Source organism: Achromobacter sp. ES-001 (genome assembly GCF_019448355.1).
Classification (GTDB): domain Bacteria; phylum Pseudomonadota; class Gammaproteobacteria; order Burkholderiales; family Burkholderiaceae_B; genus Achromobacter; species Achromobacter spanius_B.
The window spans coordinates 4,635,260-4,652,539 of sequence record NZ_CP079940.1; the positions used below are offsets into that span (position 1 = coordinate 4,635,260).

At 64.1% G+C, this 17,280-nt stretch carries 19 protein-coding genes; 6 read left to right on the forward strand and 13 right to left on the reverse strand.

All coding sequences use genetic code 11. The features are described from left to right. Positions 1-40: 40 nt before the first annotated feature. The 3 genes from KYT87_RS20850 to KYT87_RS20860 form a co-directional block, all read right to left on the reverse strand. On the reverse strand, positions 41-778 hold the full coding sequence (locus KYT87_RS20850; protein ID WP_120156576.1) for a hypothetical protein: 738 nt from the start codon (positions 776-778) through the stop codon (positions 41-43). Between the two features lie 43 nt (positions 779-821). Continuing rightward, complete coding sequence (locus KYT87_RS20855) at positions 822-1,298, reverse strand: hypothetical protein (protein ID WP_046806176.1); 477 nt, start codon at positions 1,296-1,298, stop codon at positions 822-824. Between the two features lie 388 nt (positions 1,299-1,686). Then, complete coding sequence (locus KYT87_RS20860) at positions 1,687-2,127, reverse strand: hypothetical protein (protein ID WP_255444555.1); 441 nt, start codon at positions 2,125-2,127, stop codon at positions 1,687-1,689. Between the two features lie 52 nt (positions 2,128-2,179). Between KYT87_RS20860 and KYT87_RS20865 the strand changes: the two genes are divergently transcribed. Then, positions 2,180-2,470: an antibiotic biosynthesis monooxygenase gene (locus KYT87_RS20865; protein WP_046806177.1), complete on the forward strand. Its 291-nt coding sequence runs from the start codon at positions 2,180-2,182 to the stop codon at positions 2,468-2,470. 88 nt (positions 2,471-2,558) lie between these two features. On the opposite strand, the gene KYT87_RS20870 is transcribed toward KYT87_RS20865, so the two are convergent. The 6 genes from KYT87_RS20870 to KYT87_RS20895 all read right to left on the reverse strand — a co-directional run bounded on the left by KYT87_RS20870 (position 2,559) and on the right by KYT87_RS20895 (position 7,764). Then, complete coding sequence (locus KYT87_RS20870) at positions 2,559-2,918, reverse strand: nucleotide pyrophosphohydrolase (protein WP_046806178.1); 360 nt, start codon at positions 2,916-2,918, stop codon at positions 2,559-2,561. Positions 2,919-2,926: 8 nt separating this feature from the next. After that, positions 2,927-3,583: a PolC-type DNA polymerase III gene (locus KYT87_RS20875; protein WP_370638783.1), complete on the reverse strand. Its 657-nt coding sequence runs from the start codon at positions 3,581-3,583 to the stop codon at positions 2,927-2,929. A 29-nt stretch (positions 3,584-3,612) separates the two neighbouring features. After that, positions 3,613-3,846: a DUF1653 domain-containing protein gene (locus tag KYT87_RS20880; RefSeq protein ID WP_046806179.1), complete on the reverse strand. Its 234-nt coding sequence runs from the start codon at positions 3,844-3,846 to the stop codon at positions 3,613-3,615. 97 nt (positions 3,847-3,943) lie between these two features. Further along, a complete protein-coding gene (locus tag KYT87_RS20885) occupies positions 3,944-5,428 on the reverse strand; it encodes a methyl-accepting chemotaxis protein (protein WP_046806180.1) in 1,485 nt (494 codons plus the stop codon). Positions 5,429-5,944: 516 nt separating this feature from the next. Further along, the gene (locus tag KYT87_RS20890) at positions 5,945-6,655 is read right to left on the reverse strand and encodes a glutathione S-transferase (protein WP_219990764.1); all 711 of its coding nucleotides are present in this window, start codon (positions 6,653-6,655) and stop codon (positions 5,945-5,947) included. Between the two features lie 26 nt (positions 6,656-6,681). Further along, on the reverse strand, positions 6,682-7,764 hold the full coding sequence (locus KYT87_RS20895; protein ID WP_219990765.1) for a GlxA family transcriptional regulator: 1,083 nt from the start codon (positions 7,762-7,764) through the stop codon (positions 6,682-6,684). A 145-nt stretch (positions 7,765-7,909) separates the two neighbouring features. Between KYT87_RS20895 and KYT87_RS20900 the strand changes: the two genes are divergently transcribed. From KYT87_RS20900 to KYT87_RS20920, 5 genes are read left to right on the forward strand one after another with little or no spacing between them, the layout of a single operon-like run. Continuing rightward, positions 7,910-8,962, forward strand: coding sequence for an ABC transporter substrate-binding protein (locus tag KYT87_RS20900; protein ID WP_219990766.1), 1,053 nt, complete (start codon positions 7,910-7,912; stop codon positions 8,960-8,962). A gap of 13 nt (positions 8,963-8,975) precedes the next feature. After that, the gene (locus tag KYT87_RS20905) at positions 8,976-10,028 is read left to right on the forward strand and encodes an ABC transporter ATP-binding protein (RefSeq protein ID WP_219990767.1); all 1,053 of its coding nucleotides are present in this window, start codon (positions 8,976-8,978) and stop codon (positions 10,026-10,028) included. Next, entirely contained in the window at positions 10,025-10,891 is an 867-nt protein-coding gene (locus tag KYT87_RS20910; protein ID WP_120156581.1) for an ABC transporter permease, read from the forward strand. Before KYT87_RS20905 ends, KYT87_RS20910 begins: the two co-directional genes overlap by 4 nt. Further along, positions 10,888-11,679, forward strand: a complete 792-nt coding sequence (locus tag KYT87_RS20915) for an ABC transporter permease (RefSeq protein ID WP_046806185.1) — start codon at positions 10,888-10,890, stop codon at positions 11,677-11,679. The genes KYT87_RS20910 and KYT87_RS20915 overlap by 4 nt, the downstream gene beginning before the upstream one ends. Positions 11,680-11,730: 51 nt before the next feature. Then, positions 11,731-12,744, forward strand: a complete 1,014-nt coding sequence (locus KYT87_RS20920) for a proline racemase family protein (protein ID WP_006227860.1) — start codon at positions 11,731-11,733, stop codon at positions 12,742-12,744. A gap of 88 nt (positions 12,745-12,832) precedes the next feature. Here KYT87_RS20920 and KYT87_RS20925 read toward each other — a convergent pair whose 3' ends face one another. The 4 genes from KYT87_RS20925 to KYT87_RS20940 all read right to left on the reverse strand — a co-directional run bounded on the left by KYT87_RS20925 (position 12,833) and on the right by KYT87_RS20940 (position 17,169). Beyond that, positions 12,833-14,431: a GMC family oxidoreductase gene (locus KYT87_RS20925; protein ID WP_219990768.1), complete on the reverse strand. Its 1,599-nt coding sequence runs from the start codon at positions 14,429-14,431 to the stop codon at positions 12,833-12,835. Positions 14,432-14,492: 61 nt separating this feature from the next. Beyond that, entirely contained in the window at positions 14,493-15,296 is an 804-nt protein-coding gene (locus KYT87_RS20930; protein ID WP_219990769.1) for a shikimate dehydrogenase, read from the reverse strand. 28 nt (positions 15,297-15,324) lie between these two features. After that, complete coding sequence (locus KYT87_RS20935; protein WP_046806188.1) at positions 15,325-16,311, reverse strand: transketolase family protein; 987 nt, start codon at positions 16,309-16,311, stop codon at positions 15,325-15,327. Beyond that, positions 16,312-17,169 carry a transketolase gene (locus KYT87_RS20940; RefSeq protein WP_104144509.1) on the reverse strand — a complete coding sequence of 286 codons (858 nt, stop codon included), beginning with the start codon at positions 17,167-17,169 and terminating at the stop codon, positions 16,312-16,314. Positions 17,170-17,280 lie beyond the last annotated feature (111 nt).

Consider the following 17,280-nt stretch of genomic DNA (forward strand, 5'->3'; position numbering starts at 1 on the left):
TCAAGCCCGGCCATCCCAGTTCATCCCAGTTCATCCCAGTTCATCCCGGCGAATACAGGTCGGCGAAGCGCTGGCGCTCGAGGCGCGGATTGCGCAGCGGCGGCGAGGCCAGCGCGGTGGTTTGCGCGGTTTGCACCGGCACCGCTTGCAAGGCGGCGGTGGTCGCAAGCGGGCGTAATTGCGCCTGGGGTTGCGAGGGTGCCGCCAAAGTGCCGGCGGGCTGCGTCCCCACAGCGGGCGCTCCGGCGGTCGCCGTGGTCGGGGCCGCCTGTGCGACCGCCGTCGTGTCAAAGCGGTGATCGGCCGTCGTCAAGGCGGGATTGGTGCACAAGCCTTGCGCCACCAACGCCGCCTTGGTGCGGTCGTCGGTCTGGCACAGGATGTCGATTGCCGCCGTTTCCAGCCGCCGTGAACGATCGGCGTCCTTCGTCGACGCGGCGGCCTGCATGGTGCGTTCAAAATTGCGCCGCAGGCTGCACTTCTGGTCTTCGATCGGAATGGCCACGTTCATGCCGAAGCCCACCACGGACCCGCCGCCACCGGCGGACACCATGCAGCTATCGGACGAAAACGAACCATAAAAACTCTGGCCGCCAACCGGGGGCACCGTCTTCACGGTGCTGGATCCGCTGTTGTTCGAGTTCAGCGTAATGCCCTGGTTGTTGCCGGCGTTGGTTGCCCCCGACGATGCAGACGTCGTGGAACTTGAATTGCTGGTCTGTGCAACGGCCGAGCCGGCTGCAAGCGACAGCGTGATGGCAAACACGATTTTCTTCATGATGTCCTCTCGACCGGACGGCCGTAGCCGTCCGGAAAATCGGTCAGCGATTGAACCCGCCAACGTGACCCATCGACCCCACACCACCAATCGCCCCGAATGCGCCGATGTTGGCGGACGCGAAGGTGCCGGAGGCCGTTGCCTTGGTTTCCGTGTTCCCGAACGAGGCGCCGCCGTTGGCGATGCTGTCGCCCACCATGATCGGCGCGTTGCCCGAAATGTGGCCGTAGGATTCGCTGGTGGCATATTGCCGCGTGCTGGTCACCACCGTGGTGCCGTCCCGATTGAACGTTCCGCCAACTTGCGCCACGCCGCCCGTTTCGCCAAACGAGGTCTGGCTGGACGAGCCATAGCCGTTGACCTGGGTGGCCACGACGGAACTGCCGGTCGAGATGGATGAAGCCGTGCCATTGATCGTGCCGGCGTGGCCGGTGATCGACACGGAAGGCATGTTTGGACCGCTGGCATACGCGGATGCGGCAAACAATGACAGCGCTGCGACGACTGCGAGCTTTTTCATTTGAGCTCCTCCTGATCCGTTTCATACGGATGCTCAGGTGCCGGTGGCCTACCGGCGCGGACCCCTACGTCATGCCGGGCGCCTGACTGAAATGTTGGGCGTGGGACTTTCGTATTGGTACGGAATGATTGCTCCGTCCTAGGCTCGTCGATATCGGCTAAACGGGCGACCGGTTCCGTAAGGATGCAGTCAAAGGCAGGTAGCGGGCCGCACGAATGGCGTGCCAACCGGCATCACGCCGTGCGTATGGCCGATGAAAGTCGCAGGCGCGTGCCGTGTCCGCAGGCCGACCTTCAACTCTAAGGATGGCTTGGCGCGCGGTCGGCTCGGACAAGGGGCCTACCGCGCACGCCGGGGATGAGCGAGCGAGTGACCTTTAGGCTTACTGTCAGCCTTGCGACAAGCTGACAATGCGCAGCAATTGTGCCGACTCGCGGCGCGCCAACCACAGGTCGCCGGCCACCAGCAGCAACAGGAAGCCGCATTCGGCAAGGTCCAGGTCGGACACGAGGTGGTAGCTGACCAGCAGTGCGATGCCCGACAAACCGGCCAACCAGGCGGGCCAGGGCGACAGCAAGCTGTCGCTGTTGGCGGACGTGCCGCGCCGGACGCAAAGCCACGCCATCAGGGGCAAGAAAAGCATCGACAGGGGAATGTAGACGGCGATGGCCGACAGCAAGACCGCTACGCTGAACTGTGTGTGCAGTGACAGGGCCATCAGCGCAACGGCGCCGATGCCCACATACCAGAACAGGCGCAGGGTAATGAGACGAGTCAGGACGGCCGCTCGGGAATTCATGAACAGGCTAAGCAAGAAATTTTCAGCCATACTACTCCGGCCGGCCGGTGCTTACCCGGCCCCATTTATTTGGAGACTCGTCATGATCCAGGAAATTGCCAGCATCCACGTTCGCGAGGGCCAGGAAGCGCTGTTCGAAGCCGGCGTCGCGCAGGCCAAGCCGCTGTTCCTGCGCGCGCGCGGATGCCACGGCATGGAACTGCACCGCAGCATCGAGCAACCGCAGCGCTACACGCTGGTGGTGGCCTGGGAAACGGTTGAAAACCACATGGTCGATTTCCGCGAATCGCCCGACTTCCAGGAATGGCGCAAGCTGGTGGCGGGGTTCTTCGTCGAGCCGCCCGTGGTGCATCATGAACAGCAGGTGATCTGACCGCCCGGCGCCTGATGTCTGGGCGCCAGGCGCCAGGCGCCGGGCGTCAGGCGTCAGGCGTCAGGCGTCAGGCGTCAGGCGTCTGGCATTAGGCTTCGCCAGGCGGATCGTCGTATTTGCGGGCGCTGCCCGCGAACCGGTCCGCCGGATATTTCTCAGCGTTTTTCACCATCTTGCGCGCCACGGCATCGGCAATGTCGATGCCTAACTGATCCGCCAGCGCCACCAGGTACATCTGCACATCGGCAATCTCGTCGGCAGCGTGCGCCAACTGCGCCGGCGTCATCTCGCGCGACTGGGCCTCGGTGAGCCACTGAAACAGCGCCACCAGCTCGCCCGCCTCGCCCGACAGCGCCATCGCCAGGTTCTTGGGCGAATGGAAAGGTTGCCAGGCCCGCTCGGCCGTGAAGGCCCGCAGCGCAAGCTTGATATCTTGCAGATCCGACATCTTCGTTCCTACGCCGTGGCCAGCCGCGCATTGGCCGCCAGCGCCACCGCGACCGTGGTGCGCACATCAGCCAGCGCCCGGTGGGTAGGGTTGGACGCACCCACGTGCCGCGCCAGGATTTCCAGTTTATGGGAGGGCAATTCGGGCCACGCGCGGCGCGCCAACGCCAGCGTGCAATGCGTGGCATTGACGAACGGCAGGCCGGTGCGATCCGCCGTGGCGCCCAGAAAACGCCGGTCAAAAGACGCGTTGTGAAAGAACACAGGCAGGTCTTCAACGAATTCAAGAAACGACGAAAACGCCTGCATCACCGGCACGCCGTGACGGTCGACTTCGGCCTGCGTGATACCGGTCAAGCGGGTGATGAAGGACGGCACGGGCGACGACGTTCGAACCACCTGCGTATATTCGCGCGCCAGCGTGCCGCAGGTCTCGACGCGCACGGCGGCAAATTCCAGGATCTCGCAGGTGGCGGTTGAAAGCCCGGTGGTTTCCAGGTCGGCCACGATGAATGGCCCCCGCAGCGCTTGAAGCGCCGAGGCCAAGGCCGCCGAAGCCTGCGTCTTGGCGGGCGTTCTTGCGGACGTTCTTGCCGGCGTTCCGCTGGTGGATTTGCCGGCAGGTCCGGCCAATGCATCGGCCGATGTCGTCAGCGCGGGCGACACCCCCGTGCGTGCGCGGCGATAAAAGAACGTCACGGCGTCACGGTCGTTGTAGCCAAGGGCGCAAAACGCGGCGATCCATCGGCCAACTGGCCAAAAAACAGCGAAGCCGGCCGCACCCACAGGCCGCGCTCGTGAGGCCACAGGTGTTCGTACACCACCATCGACTCTTCGGTTTCAGAATGTCGGGCCGTGCCCACATAACGGTAAAGGCCGCCCTTGTAGTGGCGGTGAGAGGCAAGAGCCAGGGCTTCGGATTCAGTCATGGACGGTGGCCGCAAAAAAATCGACCTGGGCGGGAATGCTCCGGCCCAGGCCTGGGATTCAAACAATACCGTCTTTATAGCGCAATCGGCGCCGGCTTCAGTACCGCACGTACTCCAAGACGGGCGCCGGCGGCAACGCCGTATTGGCCGCGGGCCGGGCGCGCAACGCGGCGGTCACCGGTTTGACCACGCCCGCGGGCTGACGGCTAGCCCGCGCCGCCTGCGCGTCAGCGCTGGCCTGCGTCGCGCGCAAGGTCTGTTCGGCGTCGGCCGTCATCTGCGTGATGTCTTGCGTGACACCGCCCAGCTTGGCCGACTGCGCCAGTGACACATTGACCACCTCAGCCATGATTTCCGTCACGCGGCGCGACGACGCCACAATGTCCTCCATGGTGACCCCGGCAGATTGGACCTGCCCCGCGCCGCTTTCGATCTGTTCAACCGACGTGGTGATCAAGCCCTTGATTTCCTTGGCGGCTGCCGCGCTGCTCTGGGCCAGGCTGCGGACCTCGGCCGCAACCACGGCAAAGCCCTTGCCATGCGCGCCCGCGCGCGCGGCCTCTACCGCCGCGTTCAAGGCCAGGATGTTGGTTTGAAACGCAATGCCGTCCATGACGCCGATGATTTCCGATATGCGGCGCGAGCTTTCCGTGATGGCGCCCATGGTGCGCACCACGCCCTGCACGGTCTTGCCGCCCTGCTCGGCCACCTGGCTGGCGTCCAGCGCCAGCGCATTGGCCTGACTGGCGCGCTCGGCGTTTTCGGTCAGGCCCTGGACCGCCACGCGCAAGGTCTGCGCCGCGGTGAAGCGCTTGGTAATGTCGGTGGCGAATTTCACTACCTTGAAGGGGCGGCCCTCGGCGTCGAAGATGGGGTTGTAGCTGGCCTCGATCCAGACCTGGCGGCCGCCCTTGCCGATGCGCAGATACTGGCCGGTGTCATATTGGCCGCTGCGCAGCTTGCGCCAGAACTCTTTATAGGCCGCCCCGCGCGCTTCGTCCGGGCGCACGAACATACTGTGATGCTGGCCTTCCACTTCCGCGGCCTGATAGCCCACGGTTTTCAAGAACAGGTCATTGGCGCGGATGATCGTGCCATCAAGTTCAAATTCAATAATCGCCTGCACCTTCGAAATCGCGGCCAACTGCCCTTCGGTATCCGCTTGCCGTTGTTGCTGATCGGTAATGTCGGTGGCGTATTTCACGACCTTGAGCGGCCGTCCGCGCTTATCGAAAATGGGGTTGTACGAGGCTTGCAGCCAGACGTCCGTGCCGTCATGGCGCACCCGGCGATAGCGCCCGGCGTCATAGGCGCCCTGGCCCAGCTTGTGCCAGAAGGCCGCGTATTCCGCTGATTCCCGTTCTTCAGGGTCTACGAACATACCGTGATGATGTCCCACGACTTCATCCAGCGTATAACCCATCGTGTCCAGGAAGTTCTGGTTCGCCATGAGCACATGGCCCTGAAGGTCGAACTCGATTACGGCTTGGGCTTTGTGAATGGCGGATATCTGACCGTACAGGTCGGCCTTCTGCATGCCGCGATTTCCACGGAACAGCCGGCTTAATGTGATCCATTGCATAGGGTTCCTCCTGCCAAAGTGGGACGAAGTGCTGCCGATGACCAAAAGGTAATTTCAAATCAGAACCGATTGGCGCGTCCCAACCCAGCCTAGGCAATGCACGCCGCGCCGCATGCACTACCACGTATGGCCGTCGCGCCAACGGCGACGAAACCGACTAAGAAGATAAACCGTTCAGAATGTATCTAGTCGAAAATATTAATCCTATAAATGTACGTTTCTCCACCTTTTGGCTCGTTCAACGAAAAAAAATCGCGTTATTCGATAATCCTGATGGGTTTCTATGTTGGTATAAACCCGGTGCAACCTGAGTTACCACATGGGCACATTGCAGTTTCTGACAATTAACTAAAAAGGGCCGACTCCATATATGGAACCGGCCCTTTTATTAATATGGAAAACGTCATCGGGATCTATCCGTCCCTTATAAAATACTGTCCGGCTTGTCACTTAATATCGACCATGCGCGAGCCGTTAATGTCTCCCGCTTTTGCCTCTGGCGCGTCGTGCAAACGATCAGGCTGCGTCCAACTCGCGATACTGGCGGAATATGCATTCGCCAAAGGGCAGCCGCCTGCCACTGGCAAAGTAGGGCTGCAATGCGGGCAGCGCCGCAACGCGCGCATGCAGCGCCATCACATTCGGATAATTCGACGCCACCGTCCCCATGCGCTTCGGAAAGGCGTAGAGCAAGCCATCAACCAGATGAAACAGCGATAGGTCCACGTAGGTCCAGCGGTCTTCGCCCGCCAACCATGCCTTCGGCCCGGCCAATACGCGTTCGAAATAGGACAGGAACTTCGGAATGCGCTCTTCCCGGAAAGGCCGGGCGCGCCGCGCGGCCTCTTCTTTTTGGTCTTCGTAGTAATCGTTAGCCGAAATGGGATGGTGGGTGTCGTGTGCCTCGGTCACCATATCGGCGATGGTCAGCTGCAACTGATTGACCCATAACCGCCCTTCCATCGACTCGGGCGCCAGGCCGTGCTTTTCACCCAGGAACAGCAGGATATTTGCAGTCTGACCCAGCGTCATCTCGCCCGCCACCAGATAAGGCGGCGCAAACGGAGGATGCGGACGCGGCGTGCGCATGTCTTCGATCAACGCATCGTCCGAGGCGCCCGGCTCGCGCGCCCGCTCGCGATAAGGGATGGCGCCCGCTTCCAGCGCCAGGCGCACGAATTCACCGCGTCCGGGAATGGTTTCCCAATACCAAAGGTCGTAGGTCATGCCGTCTCCTTGCGTCGGGGGCAGGCTCAGGCGGGCAAGGCGTCGACGCTGTCTTCCTGCCCCTGGGGTTGCAGGCCTTGGGCCTGTTGATACTGGCGCGGCGATACGCCAAAGTGCGCGCGGAAATCACGCGAGAAATGCGCGCCGTCTGCAAATCCGCAGTCCAACGCAATCTGCGTAATGCTGCAAGGATTATTCAGCAACAACCAGCTTCCATATTCCAGCCGCAGTTGCCGCTGGAACGCCATCGGGGATTTTCCTGTCGCCTGCCGGAACGCGCGCTCCAGTTGCCGTCGCCCCACACCGACATAGCGGGCAATGGCGTCCAGCGGCGGGGGATTGTCGATGCGCTGCTCGATAAAGTGCGCAGCCTGGCGCACGCGCAGGTCCTGGATGCCGGACAAGTCGGTGCGGAAATGCGCCTGCGGCACCCGGCCGGGGCGCACACCTTGCAGCATCATGTGCCGCATTGCCTGCTGGGCCTTGTCCCGCCCGCAATGCCGGGCCACCAGATACAGCGCCAGATCGATGGCGGCCGTAGAACCGGCGCACGAAATCAGGTCGCCCTCGTCCACGAACAGGCGGTCCACGACCGCGCGCGTTTGCGGAAAGCGCGCACGGAAAGCATCCAGCACATTCCAATGCACGCAGACCGTGCGCGGCCCGACCACGTCGGCCTGCGCCAGGGCGAACGTTCCGGTGCAGATGCCCAGAAGGCGCACCCGCCTTGCCGCCGCCAGCCGCAGCCAGTCGCGTAGCGGTTCCGGCATGCGGCCATTGATGTAGTCGTTGCCGCCGCACACGGCGACGTAGTCGAATTCGGCGGGGTCGGCCGGCAAGCCGTCGGCAACATCGATCGTCAGCCCGGCGCTGGCGCGGCGCGGTTTGCCGTCCCAGCTCATGACACGCCACGAGGTATGGATCTGACGACTGCGGCCGCCGTGGTCGCCCGCCAGGCGCAAAACATCCACCAGGCCGGCGAAAGCGGCCAGCGTGAACTGGTCCATCAACACGATGCCGACGTTCAATGCGGGTTTTTCCCGAGGCAGCGCGTCGTGGGCGTCGTCATAGGAGGGCGACTCGGCGGCGGGGTTGTCGGTGGCGGTCATGACGCAATTATTCAAGTTTTTGTCCCGCGCCTTCAAGCTCGTTTTCCCGCGCATCGCCCAAGATGCATCCATGGCAATGTCGGCAAGCGCCTCACTGGGCTCAGACTTCCGGAACATGCCAACAAATCGACAAGGGGAATCCACGATGGCAACACTTACCCGCAGCGCTTTGGCCGCCGCCCTGATGGGCGCCGGCCTCTTGATGGCCGGCCCCGCCGGTGCGCAGCAGCAAAAGATCACCGTCGCCTGGTACGGCGGCAACTGGGGCGATGCGTTTCGCGCTTGCGTGGCCGAGCCCTACACCAAGGCCACGGGCGTCACGGTGGTGCCTGAAGTGGGCACGTCGACAACCACCCTGGCCAAGCTGCAACAGCAAAAGAACGCGCCAACGATCGACGTGGCGTGGATGGACGGCGGCATCAGCGAACTGGCCGCGCAGGCCGGCGTGCTGGACACGCTGGACCCGGCCACCATTCCCAATCTGAAAAATGTGATCGACCAGAGCGTCTATCGCAATGGCGACGCGGCCTACGCGGTCAGCACCGGCTATTACTCGCTGGGCATCACCTACAACACCAAGGAAGTGCGCGAGGCCCCCACCAGCTGGAAGGACTTGTGGAAGCCCGAGTACGCCGGCGCCGTGGCCGTGCCGTCGCCCGCCAACTCTTCCGGCGTGCCGTTCGTGTTCTTCCTGGCGCGCGTCTGGGCGATAGACCCGTCCAACCTGGCGCCGCTCTACACCAAGCTGGCCTCGCTGGACACCGCGCTGTTCTTTGACAGCTCGGGCGCCGCCAGCAACGCCTACCAAAGTGGCGAGGCCATTATCGGCGCGCACTTCAACGTGGGCGCCTGGGACTTGATCGACAAGGGCTTGCCCATCGGCTTTGCCGTACCCAAGGAAGGCGCGTGGGCCACCGACGCCCGCCTGCATCTGGTCAAGGGCGCGCCCAACGCGGCGGCCGCCAAGAAATTCATCGACACCGCGCTGACGCCCGACGCCGCCGCCTGCCTGGCCACGCGCCTGTACCTGGGCCCGGCCGTCAAGGGCGTGCAGGTACCGCCGGACGTGGCCCGCAAGCTGCCGTGGGGCGCCGAAGGCTCCGTCAAGAACCTGAGCTTGTTCGACTGGAACCTGATCAACAGCCGCCGCGCGGAAGTCACCGACGCGTGGAACCGCCAGGTCGCTCGCAAGCGCTAGGCCGGGGTCGACCATGTCTGCTTTGCTTTCCATCGAAGGCGTGTCGATGCGCTTTGGCGCCTACCAGGCGCTGGACCGTATCGACCTGGACATCCAGCAGGGGGAATTCGTGGCCCTGCTGGGGCCCAGCGGTTGCGGCAAGACCACGTTGCTGCGATCGATTGCCGGCTTTCTGACGCCGGAATCGGGCCGCATCCTGATCGAGGGCCAGGACATCAGCCGCCTGGCCGCGCACCACCGCCCGCTGAATACGGTGTTCCAGAACTACGCGCTGTTTCCGCACATGACCGTGTTGGAGAACGTGGCGTACGGTCCCCGGCGCCAGGGTGCGTCCAAGAAGGACGCGGCGGATCGCGCACGCGCCGCGCTGGATATGGTGGGGCTGGCCGACTTCGGTGCGCGCTACCCGCGTGAAATGTCCGGCGGCCAACAGCAGCGCGTGGCGCTGGCGCGCGCCATTGTGAACCAGCCCAAGCTGCTGTTGCTGGACGAGCCCCTGTCGGCACTGGACCTGAAGCTGCGCAAGCGCATGCAGCTGGAACTCAAGCATCTGCAAGCCAAGCTGGGCATCGCCTTCATCTTCGTCACGCATGACCAGGAAGAAGCGATGACGATGGCGGACCGCGTCGTCGTCATGCACGCCGGGCGCGTTGAGCAGGTGGGCGCGGGCACGGATATCTATCGCCGCCCCGCCACGCGATTCGTGGCGGAATTTATCGGCGACGCGAACTTCATGACGTATACCGCGGCGGGCGACGACGCGCTGCGTCTGGATACGCAAGGCGTGCTGGTGCCGCTGGCGGGCCATGCCGCGCCCGCACGCGGCGTGGCGGTGCTGCGTCCGGAAGATTTGGGCCTGGCCGACGGGCAAGACGCGTGCAGGTTGACGGGCGTGGTGGCCGACGTAATCAATGTGGGCAGCCACAGCATGATTCACGTGGATGTGGGCGGGCAAACGGTCGTGGCGCGTCATAGCGGCATCGCGCCGTCGGGCTTGCTGCCGGGCACGACCGTCAGCCTGTCGTTCGCGCCCGAACAACTGCACTTGATCGGTGAACAGCCATGACGCGCCGCACCTGGCTATCGCCCGGCTTGCTGCTGGCGGCGCCCGCGCTGTTCTTCGCGGCGTTCTTCCTGGCGCCGTTGGCCGTGGTTGCGGTGGCCAGCATCACCAGTGCTGCCGCCGGCCCCGACAGCGCGGGCGGCATGACCTTGACCGCGCAGCAGTACCTGCGCGTGCTGGCAGACCAGTACCACTGGGACGTCATCCTGACGACCTTCCGGCTGGCCTTTTTCACCACGATCGTTTGCGTGATCCTGGGCTATCCGCTGGCCTGGTACCTGGTGCGCGTCGTGCGATGGCAGGCGTGGCGGCGTTTTTGCGTGATCCTGCTGGTGGTGCCCTTGTTCACCAGCAACATCGTGCGCGCGTTTGGCTGGATGGTGCTGCTGGGCCGCAACGGGCTGGTGAACCAGGCGCTGGTGGGCGTGGGCGCGGCGGACCGGCCGGTGCGCTTCATCGGTACCGAGACCGGCATCCTGATCGGCATGGTGTACGTGCTGCTGCCCTTCGTGGTGCTGGCGGTGGGCAATGCGCTGGCGCGCGTCGACCCGGCTTGCGAGCACGCCTCGGCCGACTTGGGCGCCAGCCCCGCCGCCACCTTCCTGCACATCACGTGGCCGCTGACGCTGCCGGGTGTGGTGTCCGGCGCCATCATCGTCTTCACGCTGGCGGTCAGCGCGTATGTGACGCCGGCACTGCTGTCGGGTGGACGGATATCGGTCTTGTCCATGTTGATCTTCCAGCAATACAGCTCGGTCTTCGACTTTCATTACGGCGGCGCGCTCAGCATGGTGCTGCTGGTTTTCACCTTGATCTTGGTGGCGCTGGCCAACCGCGCCGCCACCTTGCCGGGAGCCGCGCGATGATCGCCCGCCACCTGATCCGCCTGATCGCGCTGGCTGTGCTTGCCTACCTGGCGCTGCCGCTGGTCGTCATCCTGGGCTCGTCGTTCACGACCACGCCCTACCTGGCGTTTCCGCCGCACGGCTGGACGCTGGACTGGTATCGCACGCTGCTGGTCGAAGCCGGCTATGTGGCGGCATTCACGACCAGCACGGTGCTGGCGCTGGCGGCCACCGTGGTGGCGGTGTTGCTGACGGTGCCGGCCGCGCTGGCGTTGGCGCGCTATGACTTCCCGGGCAAGGCGGCGATGACATCGGTGCTGATGTCGCCGCTGGTGTTGCCGCACATTGTGCTGGGCGCGGCGCTGTTGCAGTACGGCGCGTACTTTGGGTTGACGCGCAGTTTCCTGTCGCTGTTGATCGGGCACATCGTCATCATCGCGCCGTTCGTGTTGCGCTCGACGCTGACGCTGCTCACGCCCGAACAACGCGCGCTGGAAGAGGCGTCGGCCGACCTGGGCGCCAACCCGTGGACCACGTTCTTCCTGGTGGTGCTGCCGCAGATCCGGCCCGGCATCGTCACCGGTTCCATCTTCGCGTTCATCTCGTCGTGGATCAACGTGGAGCTATCCATCTTCAACACCACGGCGGACCTGAACACCATACCCGTCAAGCTATTCAACTATGTGCAGTACACGATCGATCCGACCATCGCAGCCGTATCGGGCGCCACGATTGTGGTTGCGGTGATCGCTATCGTCATCCTGGATTTGACCGTCGGATTGGACATGCTGTCCGAACGCGGCAAATAGTTTCCCCCATCCGCTTTTCCCCTTCATCCTACTTAGTCTGGAGCCACAGTCATGCGCAAGCAAGACGCGTTCGATGTCATCTATACCCATACCGAAGGCGAGCCCCTGTGCATCGTGCACAGCGGCATCCCCTACCCCGCCGGATCCACCATCCTGGAAAAGCGGGCCTTTCTGGAGCAGAACTACGACTGGTTGCGCCAGGCGCTGATGCGCGAGCCGCGCGGCCACAAGGACATGTTCGGCGTGTTCCTCACGCCGCCGTCCAGCCCGGAATTCGATGCCGGCCTCATTTATATCGACGGCACCGAGTATTCGCACATGTGCGGCCACGGCACCATTGCCGTCAGCATGGCGATGGTGGCCAACGGCCTGGTGGCGCGCGGCAAGGACGGCATCACCAAGATCCGCTTTGAAACCACGGCGGGCCTGGTCGTGTCGGAAGTCGCGTCCGAAGGCGACAACGTGCTGTGGACGCGCTTTGAAAACGTGCCCGCGTACGTGGCCGCGCAGGACATCCCGGTGGAGCTGCCGGGCTACGGCAAGCTGTCCGCCGACATCGTGTGGGGCGGCAATTACTTCGGCATCGTCGACCTGTCGGGCTGCGACCTGCGCATCTCGCCGGACAACGGCACCGAGCTGTCGCGCATGGGCCTGATCGTGCGTGACCAGTTGAACGCGCGCCACCGCATCCAGCATCCGACCGAAGCGCACATCAACAACCTGAACTTCATCACCTTCTGGCACCAGCCCACAATCGAAGGCGCGTTCTACAAGAACGTGCACGTGTTCAGCGCCGGCCAGCTGGACCGCTCGCCCGGCGGCACCGGCACCAGCGCCATGATGGCCATGTTCGAAGCACGCGGAAAGATGGGGCTGAACCAGCCGATCAAGTCCGAAGGCTTGCTGGGCAGCGGCACGTTTGAGGGCTGCTTGTTGGGCGAAGTGGACTTGAACGGCACGCGCGCCGTGCGTCCTACCGTCAAGGGCACGGCCAGCATCCTGGGCACCGCGCGTTGGGTCATTGATCGCAACGATCCGGTCGGCGCGGGCTTCCTGATTCGTTGATCGGGTAATCACCGATCGTCCAGAAACCACAATGCGCACCGGGCTACCCGGCCCGGCGCGCATTGTCTCATCGTGCCGCGGTGCGCGATCACGCCGTGGCGGCGTCTTCCAGAATCAGTTCGGCGCCGCGCTCGGCCACCATCATCACGGCGGCCTGCGTGTTGCCCGACACCATCTTCGGCATCACCGATGCGTCCACCACGCGCAAGCCCGTCACCCCGTTCACGCGCAGGCGCACATCGGTGACGGCGGCGGCGTCCGAGCCCATGCGGCAGGTGCCGATGGGGTGATAGATGGTCTGCCCATTGCGGCGCGCGAAGTCCAACCATTGTTCATCGCTTTGCACCGCGTCGCCGGGGCTGAGCTCGGCCTGGATATAGGGCTGCATCGCGGGTTGCCCGACAATGCGCCGCGCAACCTTCATGCCGCCCACCAAGCTGTCGCGGTCAATCTGCGCCGACAGGAAATTCGGGCGAATGGACGGGCCCGCCAAGGGGTCCGCCGACTTGATGTGTATGGTGCCTACCGATTCCGGGCGCAGCTGCGCCACACCGATCGTCATGCCCGGTTGACGGTCCAGGATGCGTTCGGCGGCGTTGGCGTAGCTGGCGTGCACAAAGAAAAACTGCACGTCAGCCGTGGGCATATCGGGCGCGCTTTTCACGAAGCCGTGCACCAGCCCCGTGCCCAGCGTCAGGATGCCGGTGTGGCGGGTGTAATAGCGCGCCACCTGCTGCGCCAGTCGCCAGCCGCGCGACATCTCGTTCAACGTCACCGTGCCCTTCACCCGCCAATTCATGCGGGTGGCGAAGTGGTCGATGTAGTTTTCACCCACTTGCGGCTGCGCATGCACCACCGCAATGTTGAACGATTGCAGCAAGGCGGGGTTGCCGATGCCGGACAGTTCCAGTAACTGCGGCGACTGCACCGCGCCCAGGCACAGGATGGTTTCGCGGGCGGCGCGCACGGTGTGTTCCTGCCCGTTCTTGCGGTACGTGACACCCACGCAGCGCTTGCCTTCAAACACCAGTCGCGTCACGTGCGCGCCGCATTCGACGCGCAGGTTCTTGCGTCCGGCGGCCGGCCTCAGGTAGCCGTCCACCACGCTCCAGCGGCGGCCACGGTGCTGAAGCACCTGGTAGTGGCCCACGCCTTCTTGCTTGCCGCTGTTGTAGTCAGGGTTCAAGGGCTGGCCGTCTTCTTGCGCGGCGCGCAGGAACGCGTCGGACACGGGAAACCGTTCGGCCACTTCTTCCAAATGCATGGGGCCGTTCTTGCCGCGTGTCTCGCCACCGCGCTCGTAATGCTCGATCTTGCGAAACAGCCGCTCGGCCTGTGCGTAATTCCAGCCGGTTGCGCCCGCGGCTTCCCAGCCGTCGTAATCCCGCGGCTGGCCTCGCACGTAGATCATGCCGTTGATCAAGGTGGAACCGCCCACGCCTTTGCCGCGCGGCACGGCGATGGTGCGGCCATAGACGTTGTCTTCGGGCTCGGTGGCAAAGCGCCAGTTGTAGTCGGGGTTCACCAGTAGCTTGGAAAAACCCGCCGGTATTGAAATCCACATGCTGCGGGCTTCCTGGCCCGCCTCCAGCATCAAGACGCGATGCTTGCCGTCGGCGCTGAGCCGGTTGGCCAGGATGCAGCCCGCCGTGCCGCCGCCCGCAATAATGAAATCGAAATCGCCCATCGTTCTACACCTTGTCCTGATGTCCGCCGCCTGCCTTATTTGGCAGGCTTAGTTGGCAGGCTTATTTGGGTGCCGCCACGCCCAGCATTTCGGCCATCAATGCAATCTGGCAGACGAGCATCGGCGCGCCGTAATGCACTTTGCAGCCCTTGGCTTGCGCGGCCAGCAGCAGCGCGGTGTCCTTGGGCTGCATGATGACTTCGCACACAAGCTGCTCGGGCGTCAGGCGCTCGGTATCGAGCGGCAGCGCGTCGCCTTCCTTCATGCCCAGCGACGTGCCGTTGACCACCACATCATGGCCCGAAGGGTCGGGCGTACCCACGGCAATGTTCGCGTCGGGATGCAGCGACAGGATGCGCGCCTTCAGGTCCTCGGCCTTGGCCGGCGTGCGGTTGGCGATGGTCAACCGCGACACGCCGGCCTGCACCAAGGCAAAGCCGATGGCATTGGCCGCGCCGCCCGCGCCCGCCAGGTAGGCGCTTTTGCCGCGCAGGTCCACGCCTGCGGTTTGCAGGCCGCGCACAAAGCCTTCGCCATCCAGCATGTGCGCGGTGAGCTTGCCGTCGGCATCGCGGCGCACCACGTTGGCGGCGCCGATCTTGCGCGCCACCGGCGTCACGTCATCCACCAGGTCCAGGATGGCGGTCTTGTGCGGCATCGTCACGATGACGCCGCCCAGGTTCTCCAGCCGGCGCAAGCCTTCGACCACGGCGGCCAGATTATCGGGGCGGGAGTGAAACGGCACGCAGACGCCGTCGTAGCCCAGCTGCGCGAACAGTTCGTTCATGCGCTGCGGCGTTTTCACGTGATGGATGGGGTCGGCCAGGATGCCGAACAGGCGGGTGTTGCCGGTGATTTCCTTCATGGGGTCTCCAGATTCAAAAGCGGTAGATTCAGGATGCGATGACTTCGCGGGCGACGGCGCCGATACCGGCCGCGTCCAGCTGGTAATGCGCGTAGAGCGTCGTGGGGGGCGCGATCAGGCTGTATTCGTCGTAGATGCCGTGGCGGCGCAGGCGCGTGCCGGTGCCGGCGTCGGCCAACACTTCGGCAACGGCAGACCCCAGGCCGCCCAGCACATTGTGCTCTTCCACCGTCATCATGCGGCGGGCCTGGCCGGCGGCGGCCAGCACCGCATCGCGGTCCAGCGGCTTGATGGTCGGCATGTCGATCACGCCCACGGACAAGCCATCCGCACGCAATTGCTCGGCGGCGGCCAGTGCGGCGTGCAGCGTGATGCCGCAGGCAATGATGTTCAAGTCAGAGCCGGTGGAATGCACGATGGCGCGGCCGAATTCAAACGGCGTGCCGTCTTCATACACCTGCGGATCGCGGCCGCGCCCGATGCGAAAGTAGATCGGCTCGGGCCAGTTGACCGATGCCTTGATAGCGGCGGCCAGCTGCGGGCCGTCGGCGGGCGACACGACCGTCAGGCCGGCCAGGGCACGCATCGTTGAGATGTCTTCGGTGGCGTGGTGCGACGTGCCATAAAACCCCAGGCTGATGCCGGTGTGATGGCCGATCAGGCGCACGGGCAGCTTCGTGTACGCAACGTCCATGCGAATTTGTTCGCAGCACAGCAAGCCAAGGAAAGACGCAAAGGTGGCCACGAACGGCATCATGCCGGTGGTGGCCAGGCCGGCGGCGGCCGACACCATGTTCTGCTCTGAAATGCCGAACTGGATGTAGCGGTCGGGGTAGGCGGTGGCGAAGCGGTTCAGGCCGTTGGAGTATTGCAGGTCGGCCGAGCCGGCGACCACCGGGTGCCCGGCCTGGGCCAATTCAATCAGCGCATCGGATAGGTACGACAGCCCGGGGTTCACCGCGTTCAGCGCGCGGTACTGCCAGGAGTCGGGGGATAGGACTTGTGCCTGTGCCATTCAGATCTCGCGGGAAAGAATTTCGTCGACGGCGCTTTGCGCGTCTTGCGGCGCCAGGTAGCCCAGATGCCACCCCGGCTCGGTTTCCATGTAGGACACGCCCTTGCCCTTGATCGTCTTGGCGATCACGCAGGCGGGCTTGTCGCGCGTGTCGTCCGCGCGCAGGCGGCGCAGCAGCGCGGTCAGGTCGCGCAGGTTATGGCCGTCAACCTCGTGCACGTCCCAGCCAAACGCCAGCCACTTTTCCCGCAGCGATTCCACGCCCATCACGTCGTCTACCTTGCCGTCCAGCTGGTAGCCGTTGCGGTCAATGATGGCGACCAGGCGCGACAGCCGGTGGTGGGCGGCGAACAGCGCGGCTTCCCAGACCTGGCCTTCCTGCATTTCGCCATCGCCCAGCATCACGAAGGTGTTGAAGTCGCGTTGGCTCATGCGGCCACCCATGGCCATGCCGACGCCGTTGGACAGCGCGTGCCCGATCGAACCGGAACTGAAATCGACGCCGGGGACTTTGCTCATGTCGGGGTGGTCGCCCAGCGGGCTGCCCAGGCGCGTATAGCCGTCCAGCAACGCGCGGTCGATGAAGCCGTGATCGGCCAGCACCGGAAACAGCCCGACGGCGGCGTGGCCCTTGCCCATCAGGAAGCGGTCGCGATCGGGCCAATGCGGCTCGCCCGGACGCAGCCGCATCACGTCGTAGTACAGCGACGCAAAGATCTCCGCGCACGAAAAGACCGAGCTGTAATGCCCGACCTTGGCAATTTCAATCAACCTGATTGTCTCGAGCCGGATGTAGCGGGCCTTTTCCCGCAGCATCGCAACTTCCCCCTCGGTGGGGGCCTCCTGGTGCTGGCGCATGGCGCGTCCTTTCTACGTTAGGATATATGATATATAATATACCCATTGTGCTTGGATTGGCTATGGCGGGCTAGAATTCATCCCGGATTCACCCGTTCCCCCTAATACAGC

What these genes read in the sequence shown, in the direction of transcription:
- KYT87_RS20850 (WP_120156576.1), bottom strand. Translation starts at nt 778, where the DNA reads ATGAAGAAAATCGTGTTTGCCATCACGCTGTCGCTTGCAGCCGGCTCG.
- KYT87_RS20855 (WP_046806176.1), bottom strand. Translation starts at nt 1,298, where the DNA reads ATGAAAAAGCTCGCAGTCGTCGCAGCGCTGTCATTGTTTGCCGCATCC.
- KYT87_RS20860 (WP_255444555.1), bottom strand. Translation starts at nt 2,127, where the DNA reads ATGGCTGAAAATTTCTTGCTTAGCCTGTTCATGAATTCCCGAGCGGCC.
- KYT87_RS20865 (WP_046806177.1), top strand. Translation starts at nt 2,180, where the DNA reads ATGATCCAGGAAATTGCCAGCATCCACGTTCGCGAGGGCCAGGAAGCG.
- KYT87_RS20870 (WP_046806178.1), bottom strand. Translation starts at nt 2,918, where the DNA reads ATGTCGGATCTGCAAGATATCAAGCTTGCGCTGCGGGCCTTCACGGCC.
- KYT87_RS20880 (WP_046806179.1), bottom strand. Translation starts at nt 3,846, where the DNA reads ATGACTGAATCCGAAGCCCTGGCTCTTGCCTCTCACCGCCACTACAAG.
- KYT87_RS20885 (WP_046806180.1), bottom strand. Translation starts at nt 5,428, where the DNA reads ATGCAATGGATCACATTAAGCCGGCTGTTCCGTGGAAATCGCGGCATG.
- KYT87_RS20890 (WP_219990764.1), bottom strand. Translation starts at nt 6,655, where the DNA reads ATGACCTACGACCTTTGGTATTGGGAAACCATTCCCGGACGCGGTGAA.
- KYT87_RS20895 (WP_219990765.1), bottom strand. Translation starts at nt 7,764, where the DNA reads ATGACCGCCACCGACAACCCCGCCGCCGAGTCGCCCTCCTATGACGAC.
- KYT87_RS20900 (WP_219990766.1), top strand. Translation starts at nt 7,910, where the DNA reads ATGGCAACACTTACCCGCAGCGCTTTGGCCGCCGCCCTGATGGGCGCC.
- KYT87_RS20905 (WP_219990767.1), top strand. Translation starts at nt 8,976, where the DNA reads ATGTCTGCTTTGCTTTCCATCGAAGGCGTGTCGATGCGCTTTGGCGCC.
- KYT87_RS20910 (WP_120156581.1), top strand. Translation starts at nt 10,025, where the DNA reads ATGACGCGCCGCACCTGGCTATCGCCCGGCTTGCTGCTGGCGGCGCCC.
- KYT87_RS20915 (WP_046806185.1), top strand. Translation starts at nt 10,888, where the DNA reads ATGATCGCCCGCCACCTGATCCGCCTGATCGCGCTGGCTGTGCTTGCC.
- KYT87_RS20920 (WP_006227860.1), top strand. Translation starts at nt 11,731, where the DNA reads ATGCGCAAGCAAGACGCGTTCGATGTCATCTATACCCATACCGAAGGC.
- KYT87_RS20925 (WP_219990768.1), bottom strand. Translation starts at nt 14,431, where the DNA reads ATGGGCGATTTCGATTTCATTATTGCGGGCGGCGGCACGGCGGGCTGC.
- KYT87_RS20930 (WP_219990769.1), bottom strand. Translation starts at nt 15,296, where the DNA reads ATGAAGGAAATCACCGGCAACACCCGCCTGTTCGGCATCCTGGCCGAC.
- KYT87_RS20935 (WP_046806188.1), bottom strand. Translation starts at nt 16,311, where the DNA reads ATGGCACAGGCACAAGTCCTATCCCCCGACTCCTGGCAGTACCGCGCG.
- KYT87_RS20940 (WP_104144509.1), bottom strand. Translation starts at nt 17,169, where the DNA reads ATGCGCCAGCACCAGGAGGCCCCCACCGAGGGGGAAGTTGCGATGCTG.